Annotated in this window: 5 protein-coding genes; 1 reads left to right on the forward strand and 4 read right to left on the reverse strand. The window is 68.2% G+C overall.

From position 1 onward, the window contains the following. Positions 1–108: 108 nt before the first annotated feature. Entirely contained in the window at positions 109–798 is a 690-nt protein-coding gene (locus ACWEPL_RS64125; RefSeq protein ID WP_452442768.1) for an IS5 family transposase, read from the forward strand. A gap of 1,327 nt (positions 799–2,125) precedes the next feature. Here ACWEPL_RS64125 and ACWEPL_RS64130 read toward each other — a convergent pair. The 4 genes from ACWEPL_RS64130 to ACWEPL_RS64145 all read right to left on the reverse strand — a co-directional run. After that, positions 2,126–4,525 (reverse strand): ricin-type beta-trefoil lectin domain protein, encoded by a 2,400-nt coding sequence (locus ACWEPL_RS64130; protein WP_452442770.1) that lies wholly within the window; start codon positions 4,523–4,525, stop codon positions 2,126–2,128. 177 nt (positions 4,526–4,702) lie between these two features. Further along, on the reverse strand, positions 4,703–7,462 hold the full coding sequence (locus ACWEPL_RS64135; RefSeq protein ID WP_452442772.1) for a cellulose-binding domain-containing protein: 2,760 nt from the start codon (positions 7,460–7,462) through the stop codon (positions 4,703–4,705). Positions 7,463–7,567: 105 nt separating this feature from the next. Then, complete coding sequence (locus ACWEPL_RS64140) at positions 7,568–8,992, reverse strand: arabinofuranosidase catalytic domain-containing protein (RefSeq protein ID WP_452442774.1); 1,425 nt, start codon at positions 8,990–8,992, stop codon at positions 7,568–7,570. 31 nt (positions 8,993–9,023) lie between these two features. Further along, a partial coding sequence (locus ACWEPL_RS64145; protein WP_452442775.1) for a cellulose binding domain-containing protein occupies positions 9,024–9,641 on the reverse strand: 618 nt, incomplete at its 5' end.

Raw genomic sequence — 9,641 nt, forward strand, 5'->3', positions numbered from 1 at the left:
TGCTGTGCCCCCGCGAGGCGCGCCGACCGTGCCCGCTGCACGGCCTCGCCTCCGACCACCGCGCGCCCGTGATGCCCTGGCGCCATCCGGCCTAGGGAGTGTCTCGAAGTGCGTGATCAACGGCGCGCCGGAGCCTGGCAGCAGATCCTCACCCGGCTGCAGTCCCTGGCCGACGCTGTGGGCCTGATCGGCTGGCAGGTCGGCGTGGACTCCACCGTCTGCCGGGCCCATCAGCACGCGGCCGGTGCGGCTCGACTCGGTGAGATGCAGGCCGAGCCGCCCGGCGGAGTCCGGTCCGAGCCTGCCGATCACGCCCTTGGACGGTCCCGGGGCGGCCTGTCGACCAAGCTGCATCTGGCGTGCGAGCAGGGCCAGCGGCTGCTGGCGCTGGTGGTGACGGCCGGGCAACGCGGGGACGCGCCGCAGTTCCCTGCGGTCATGGCCGCTATCCGGGTGCCGCGGCTGGGATCGGGCCGTCCCCGGACCCGACCCGAGCTCATCCGCGCCGATAAGGTCTACTCCTCCCGCGCCATCCGGGCGCATCTACGCTCCCGTCGTATCCGCTGCACCATTCCCGAACCCGCCGATCGTGTAGCCGCCCGGCAGCGGCGCGGCAGTCGCGGCGGTCGCCCACCGTCCTTCGACCCGGCCGACTACCGCGCCCGTTCAGCGGTGGAGTGTGGCATCAACCGGCTCAAACGCCACCGCGGCGTCGCCACCCGTTTCGACAAACTCGCCGTTCGTTACGAAGCGACCGTCCACATCGCTGCCATCAACGACTGGCTCACGATCCTTTGAGACACGTCCAAGCTGTATTGAAGTCTGCTGGGTCACGAGGGGAGGGCGACGAAGCAAGCGCCGGAACCGGTCTTCGACCTCACGCTCACTGCGGCATGGCTGAGTAGACCCTGGACGTGTTCTGTCTTGATCTTCTCGCGATCGTCACACGGGAACTGGAGCGGGAGAACAAGGAGTTGCGCGAGAAGATGTACTTCTTGAAACAGCAGTTGCGTTCTTCGCGGGCGAAACTCGGTGAGAGCTCGCTTCGAGGTCATCGACGCGGAGAAGGACAACCAACGGGTCGCGGTGATGTGCGCGTGGCCGGGGAGCGTCCCGGCCGGGTTGCTACGAATGGTGGGGCCGGTCCTCACCAGGATGCCTCGCTCGTAGGTCCCGCATCGCGCGCCCGTCGACCCGGACCTGCTCGCTCGTGCCATGCGCTCGGCAGGCGAGCGCCAGGCCGTGGTAGCCGTCCTCGCCCGCGGCAACGAAGAACGTGGCGCCCGCCGCTCCGCCGAGCGCGACGGTGGGTCTCTTCGCCTGACAGTGATCCGCGCGCCGCCGGACAGCCGCGCCTCGTCGGCGGGATAGGCTGCGCGCTCGGCCCCGGTCACCTCGGTGAGGTCGAACCTGCCCCGCGTGATGTCGCTGCCGGGCAGCCGGTTCGAGACCAGCTCATACTCGTATCCAGCCAGTGAGCGCGAGGCCGAACCTTTGGTCCTGGGTGGGATCGCAGCTGGTGGCCAACGCGTCTTTGTGGAGTCTGCTGAGTCGGAGGTTGTTTGTGGATTATTTCGTCATCACGATGATCGTGGGGTCACGTCTGCGGTAGCCCTGGCTGCCGTGATCGGTGGCTTCGGCGGCGTTTCACCAGATCGGCATGCCGACGCAATACCCTCCGGGGCGAGCGATCAACCGGAGCCCGACAATGGTGAGCTGTAGGTATCAGCCGCAGAGCTGCGGACATACCAGCGATCCGCCCATACAGGGTTTGCGCATCCACAGGCCGGATCGGTGCCGATCCCCGCCGCCGCGTGGTACGGCACGACGCGGCGGTAACCGGCGGGCGGCCACCGCGAACACCTCCAATTCCTTGCCCGCCACCACGAGCCGCATTCGATGGGGCACGGTCACTGAGGTGAACGACCGGCTTTCTGCGGGCTCTGTGCGGGTTTCGTACAGGCTTTCCGACCCCGGGGCGGGCCAGTCCGCGCGCCCCGAGATCATACCTGCGTGCTCCTGCCGGCTCGGGAGATCGAACCGGCCATCCGAACGTCAGCCGGACGTCTTGTGCCCTCCGGCCAGCATGAGTGACGGGCTCCGGCGAGGGCGACCGGTGACCGAATCAGCTACGTGTCCACTTCTGGTTGTTCCCGCCGTTACAGGCCCAGAGGATCACCTGCGTTCCGTTCGCGGTTCCGGCGGCGTTGGCGTCGAGGCATAGGCCGGGCTGCGGGGCGGTGACGGTGCCGTCCGCGTTGAGATTCCACTGCTGGTTGGGCTGCCCGGTGCAGTCCCAGATGATCGCTTTGGTGCCGTTCGCGGTTCCGGCCTCCAGACACTTGGTTCCGTACACCTGCAACTGCTTGCCCGAGGTGTAGGTCCACTGCTGGTTGGTCCCGCCGTTGCAGTCCCACAACGCCACCTGCGTGCCGTTCGTCTGCGACAGGGCCGGCACGTCCAGGCAGCGGCCGGCGTTGACGTTGCGCAACGTCGATCCATCGCCCGGGCTGCCGGAGCCGGCGACGACCTTGAGGTTGTCGAACTGGGCGGTCTCGCCCTGGCTGGTGCCGTAACCGACTTGACCGGCCGAGAAGGTGGAGTCGCTCACTGTTCTGATCACGGTGCCGTCGATGGTGGCGGTGATGGTGCTTCCGGAAAAGCCAAGGGTGAGGCTGTGCCAGCGGCCGGTGCCGAGTGCGGCGGTGGTGCCGCCGGCGATCGTGGTGAAGGTGCAGCCGGTGTTGTTCCGCAGGATCGACCAGGCGCCGGTGTCGCTGACCCGCAGGTAGTAGGCGTTCAGCCCGCATGGCTTGAGGTCCTCGGTGCCGGCCCGGCCGATCAGCTCGGCATAACCGGGCTTTTCCAGCAGTACGTCGGAGGAGACCGTGTAGTTGTTCCAGGCGGTGTTGCCGAGCTGCGCGTACGGCGTGGCGTTCTCCTTCCACAGGATCGGCTGTTGCGGGGTCGCCTGCCGCACGCAGGTGCCGGTCCGGCCGCCGCCGCAAGGCGCTGCCTCGAAGGCCCCTTGCATGGCCATGAGGTATTTGGGCTCCCTGCCCGTGGCGTAGCCCTCGAAGTCGTCGGTGTAGGGCAGGCTCAGGGATCCCTGCGGTGGGCTGACGGCGCTGCCCTTGCCCTGCCCGGCGGTGGTGGTGATCGAGTACAGGTACCCCGGTTGGACGGTCAGGGAGAAGTTCCCGCCGGAGGGGGTGAGGTCGGCGGTGTGCTGGAAGATATCCGCGGAGTTGCTGGAGTTGAGGTTGGTGGCCCACACGTGTACCTGTCCGGTCGACAGGCCGCCAGTGACGGTGAAGTTCAGCGTCTGGGCCGCGGTGGCGTCCATCGTCTCGATGATGGTGCTGTAGTCGTGGTTGTTCGGCGACTTCAGCGACACGTAGCTGCCGTTGTTGCGGTTGCCGCCGATGTAGCCGCTGGAGGTGTCCAGGTACTTCCAGCCGGGGGCGGTGAACTGTCCCGTGTGGGCCATGGCCCACAGGTTCTTGCCGGCCGAGTACCAGCCCGACCATGGCTGGTTGGCGACCATCAGCCCCACCGTCGGCCAGGGGATGTTCGGTGTGATCGCGGCGAGCAGGTTCCAGTGCAGGTAGCCGGTCCACTTGCCGTCGATGTAGCCGCGGTTGACGCCGCGGGCGATCGCCTTGGCTCCACCGTTGTAGTCCTGTGAGCCGTTCTCGCCCGCCCACAACTGCTTGCCGGAGTTGAGGAAGTTGGCCGGGGTCGGGCATGAGCTCTGTGGTCCGAGGTAGCCGCACGGGTAATGGGCGGTGAACACGTCGACCGCGTTGCGGAAGGCCGGGTTGCCGGCCGCCTGGTCGGCTCCGACCCAGCCCGGATACTGGTCACCCATGATGAGCTTGACGTTGCCGTAGCCGTTGGCGTTGAGCGCGTTGCGGACGTTGATGGAGAAGTTGACGTCCCACTTTCGCTCGTTCTGCACCGGGGTGAGGTAGTCGATGGTCAGGTTGTGCTGCTTGGCGCAGCTGAGCCAGGACAGGTAGTAGTCGATCATGTCCTGGGACAGGAACGTCCCGTTGCCGATCCAGCCCGGTGCGCCCCAGGCCAGGCCCACCAGCTTGATGCCGGGGTTACGGGCTTTGGCCTGCTCCATGATCCACCACTCGTACCCGCGGTCGCAGTTGAGGTCGCCGCGGAAGTGGGCGTGGCTGGCCTCCGCTCCGCTGGTGGAGTTGGTGTCGCCGCCGATCTCGACCTTCAGGATCTGGAGGCTCGCGCCGTACCCGGGCTTGAACAGGTAGTCGAGGATCTGCGAGCGCTGCGGCTCGGGATAGTCGATCAGCAGGCGGCTGTTGCCGCCACCGCCGCTGACCGCGCCGACGCCGTCGAGCGTACGGCCGCCCGACGTTCCGTTGATCGTGATCGAGGTGGCGGCCTGGGCGGGTACGGTGACCGCGGTCAGCACGCTGCCCGAGGCCAGAACGGCTCCGGCCGTCACGACCGCCGCGGCGCGCAGGCGCCGGAGCAATCGTCTGACTCTTGACACGGCGGGTTCTCCCTTCGGGGACTGGTGTCGGGGACGACCCGGCCTCCGGGTCGGGTCGTCCCCGAGCGGATGGGGTCGCCGCCAGGAGACGACCCCGAGGCCGGACTGTGGAGATCGGCGCGGGAGACGGAGGCCGGGCCACCCGGACCTCGGCGAGCCGTACTCCCGCGTCCGCGGTCACAGTCCGATGCTCCGGTTGCCGAGGCGCTTGGCCGCGGTGGCGGGGCTGCCGCCGACCGACGCGAAAGGCAGGGACGTGGTGGGCGCCGAGGCCCGCTGGATCAGGTACGGCGTGCCGGCCTGCGCGGGGATGGTGATGGTGGCGCCGGTCTGGTTCGTCAGCACGGTGGCACCGCTGCCGTTCACGACCGTGACGTTCTGGCCGGGCCAGGGGTTGCGGACGGCGATGTCCCCGCTCGCTCCCGCCTCGACGGCGACGGTGACCAGGGTGCCGTTGCGGATCTGGACGTGGGCCTTGCCCTTGTGCTGGATGTACACGGTCCCGTCGGCGTCCCATCCGGTCGGCCAGCCGGGGGCGACGCGCAGCGTGCCGTCGTAGTCCTGGACCAGGCCTTCGGTGACCGCCGCGGCGGTGACCCCCAGCTCCTCCAGGTACGGGTTGGTCAGCTTGGTGGCATCCCAGCTCGCGAACCCGTTGGGGAAGACCTGATATTTGTTGATGTTGGCGATCAGGGCGGTCCGCATCTCGTTGCCCAGGCCGAGCCGCGCCGCGTGCAGCGCGTCGAAGCTCCAGTCGGTCTGAGTGATGTAGCTGCGGTGGCTGAAGGTGCGCTTGGCCAGGTCGGACTGGTTGCCGCTGTCACCGATGAGGTTGTACGGCCACACCGGCTCCAGGCCGAGGTTCTCCACGTTGTGCTTGGCCGCGGTCGGCTGCGCGGACAGGGCGAGCATGTTGTTCCCGGCGGCGTCGGAGGACGGGCCGAGCACCTGGGTCTGCCCGAAATCGGTCCTGGGCAGCGGCCGGATCTTCGGGATCGCCGTCCGGAGCCTGGTGACGAGGTCGGCGTCGATGCCGAGCGTCTGGGCCGCCGACACCGCCACCGGGAACAGCGCCTGCATCGCGGCCACGTCGGTGATCGGGTCATCCACGGACCATTGCGTCTCGTGCGCGTTGGAGTGGGTGTGCAGCAGGCCGTCGGAGCCGGTTCTGGCGTGCGACAGCAGGAACTTCGCCGAATCCCGGATGATCGGGTAGTTCGCCGACAGGAACGCGCGGTCGTCGGTGGCGAGGTACGTCTGCCAGACCCACAGGCCGATCTCGGCGCCGGAGGTTACGGTTTGCGAGTTGTAGGAGGGGGCGATGGCCGAGTCACAGGACTCGTTGCCCGCGTACCAGGTGCCGTTGCCGTTGAACCGCATGGTCTCCGGCACGCAGATGCCCTCATGACCCGGATAGCGCGCGCTCGTCCAGGCCGCGATGTCGCTCAGGTTGTTCCGATAGAGGGTGAACATCGGCGTGTTCAGCGAGAAGGCACCGGCCGACAGGTTGGCCTGGATCATCATTCGCAGGTTCCAGAACCAGTACCCGGCCGGATACCAGGGCTGGGTGTCCTGGCCGACGTTGAACAGGTTGGCCTCACCGGCCTGGGTGCCCGGGTAGGTGTCGCGGTTGCTCGCCGAGATGCTGTACAGGTACAGCGTCCGCATGTTCTCGAAGTACTCGCCCGACCCGTCGCTGGACGTGATCTTGATCAGGCCGACCGAGCTCCAGTAGTCGTGCCACCAGGACAGGGTGCCGGCGGCCAGGTCGGCGGAGCCCCGGGTCAGATCTCCGCCCAGCAGGGTGGTCGCCGTCGTCAGCGCGTTGCCGCCCTTCCAGCCGGGGGAGACCACGATGACCCGGAACGACCCGTCGGGGTTGGGCTGGAAGCTCACCTGCGCGGTCCGCGAGTCGGGGTTGGCGGCGCGCACGTTGCGCCCGCCGGCGCTGACGCCCGCCATCGTGCCGAACGTCTGGCCGGAGGTGCCGCCCCCGCAGCAGTCGGTCCAGCTCTCCGACAGCGTCGCCACCGAGCCCGACGCCTCGGCCCTGGGGTTGCGCGGGCTCCACAGCTTCACCTGCGCCGTCTGGGAACTGTTGGGGTCGGCCCCGGTGACGTCCACCACCAGTTGGGAGGTGTCGGCCCGCACATAGGCCTTCAGGGTCATCCCGCCACCCGACTCGTACAGCGTTCCGTCGTACAGATCCAGGTATCCCTTGAAGTCGGCGGCCCCGGCGAGCTTGCTCAGGCCGGGGATGACGACCTGGCCGGGTGACTTGCGGTCGGGGAAGGTGTCGTTGCGGTTCAGTTGCGCGGTGAAGCCGTTCGCTCCCCACGCCGCGGCTCCCAGCGTGCCGTTGCCGAGCGGCGCGAACTGGCTGGCGGTGGCGTTGGCCCGGCTGAACACGATGCTGGACCGGCGGACCACGTTGGGCGTGTCCACCACGAACTTCCCGTTCTGCCAGGCCGTTGACGTGCCGGTCGGCGGCACCGACGGGGTCGGCGAGGGAGTGGTGGTGACGGTACCGGTGCAGGTGGTGCCGTTGAGGGCGAAGGTCGCAGGGACGGGGTTGGCGGTGTTGTTCCAGGTGGCGTTGAACCCGAAGCTCGCGTTGCCGCCACTGGGGATACCGCCGTTGTAGCCGGCGTCGCTCACGGTCACCTGCGCGCCCGACTGGGTGTAGGAGCCGTTCCAGAGCTGGGTGATGGTCTGTCCGGCGGTGTACGACCAGGTCAGCTTCCAGCCGTTGACCGGATCGCCCAGGTTGTCGATCGTCACGTTGGCGCCGAAACCGCCTTGCCACTGGTTGGTCACCGTGTAAGTGACCCGGCAACCCTCAGCGGCGTGGGCGGAGCCGGCTGTCGCGAGCCCGAGGGCGCCGAGCGCCGCGGCCGTCGCGGCCGCGAGCCAGCGCCGATGTCGGCTGAAGCGCACTGAGTTCTCCTTAGGGATGGGTGGATCGCCGAGGTGCCGGCCCCGCGAGGCCGCATCGTCGGGTGCGGGGCTCGGTCATCCCGGTGGCTGGTTCACCTGACCGACTCACCTGTAGCCGGCGGCGACGATGTTGGCCTGGACCGCGTTCTCGGTGGCGTCGGTCGGATAGCCGGAGGTCATCACGCCTTCGTAGAAGGTGCCGGCGGCGCCGTGGCTGTTGTCGCCGCCGATGCCGAGGATGATGGCCCCTTCCTTCTTCATCGGGTTGTAGCCCGCGACGTTGGGACGTGGCCCGTTGTAGAAGGTGGACAGGTTGCCCGATTGGGCGTTGCCGCCGCGGATCGACCAGTGGTTCGGCTCGCCCTTGATGATGGCGGTCAGGTAGCGGTGGCTGATGGTGGGGTCGTTGGCGTTGTACTTCTGGTTCACGCCGGAGAACAGGCCGTTCTCGAGGTCGGCCATGATCCAGGGGCCGTTGCCGGCGCCGTAGCCCCAGACCTTGATGTTGCCGAAGTAGATGGCCTCCATGGTGCCGTTGCCGTTGTCGCGGCTGTTGGTCTCGGCGTTGCCGTAGTCGAAGCAGCAGCCGCCGTTGTAGTGGGTGCCGTCGAAGATGGCGTACATGCCCTCGGGCTGGTCTCCCTTGGCGATGCCGTTGGTGGTGTTGTTGCGGTAGCCGACGCCGGGATCGACGTAGACGCCGTAGGCTTTGCGGCCGTAGACGGTGGTCGGTGCCTTGGTGGCGTTGGCGAGGTTGTCGTATCCGCCCGGGGCCGGGCCGGGGAACCCGCCGGGAGGTGCTTGGGTGAGGCGGTTGTTGCGACCTGACTGGTCGTAGATGATGGTGATGAGGCAGGTCGTGCCGGTGCAGAACGAATCCTGCGTGGCGGCGTCGGCGCCCCCGCCCGCGCTCAGCACCCCGATGTCCCGGGTGGTGTTGTCGGAGGAACGGCGTACCTGGTAGAGCGGGCCGTTGTAGGAGGCGTACAGGGCACGGGTAGTGCTGTGCGCCGCCACGCACGGCGTGCCGCCTGCGGCGTAGATGTCACACGGCTGCCTCGACGAGGGCGGCGGCGTGACCGGGGGAGTGGGCGTGGAGACGTCGCCGGTGCAGGTGACGCCGTTGAGGGCGAAGCTCGTCGGCACCGGGTTGGAGCCGTTCCAGCTCCCGTTGAACCCGAAGCTGGTGCTGCCGCCGCTGGGGATGCTGCCGTTGTAGCTGACGTTGGACACCGTGACCTGGGAGCCGGACTGGGTGTAGGTGCCGTTCCACAGCTGGGTGATGGTCTGACCGGCGGGGAACGCCCAGGTCAGCTTCCAGCCGTTGATCGGGTCGCCCAGGTTGTTAACGCTCACATTGGCGCCGAAGCCTCCGGGCCACTGGTTGGTCACCGTGTAGCTGACCTCGCATCCGGCTGCGGCCGCCGATGCTACATGTGTCGCGGCGACACCGACACCGGCCGTCGACAGTGCAGCGATGGCCGCGACCGAGAGTGCCACTCGTCGGCGCAAAGTGCTGATTTGTCGCATGCCTGCTTACCTTCCTTGAGATGGCGTTCGGTCATGGGCTCGTGCAGGTGACGCTGGTGGGGGCGGTCGAGCCGTTGCCGTTGGCGGTGAAGCCGAAGGTGGTCGTCCCGTTGGCGGCGATGGTGCCGTTGTAGGGGGTGTTCCTGACGGTGACCGTGCCGGTGGTGCCGGTGTTCACGCCGTTCCACAGGCTGGTGATGGTCTGGCCGCCGGCCAGAGTCATGTTCACGGTCCAGCCGTCGAGTGCGGACGGCCCGTTGTTGGTGACGGTCACCTCGCTCTGGAAGCCGGTGCCCCAGTCGTTGACCAGCCGGTACGTCGCCGTGCATCCGCCCGGTGGCCCGCTCGGCGTGGGCGTGGGGGTGGGCGTCGGTGTCGGGGTGGTGCCGCCGCTGACCCGGTAGACGACGGTGCCGTGCGAGGGCACGGCGGCCGAGATGGTGCCGGTGCTGGTGCCGGCGGTGTTCGTCCAGGTGTCGCGCAGGGTGAACGAAGCGCCCGTCAGGCCGATCGCGGACGCGGTGGTGCTGATCGTGGTGGTGCTGATCGTGGTGGTGCTGCCGCCCTGGTTGAACAGGGCGACCGCGACGTCGCCGTTGCCGAGCTTCTTGGCCAGCACGCGCCGGGTTCCGTCGTTGCTGACCTGGCG

Source organism: Nonomuraea sp. NPDC004186 (assembly GCF_053603495.1).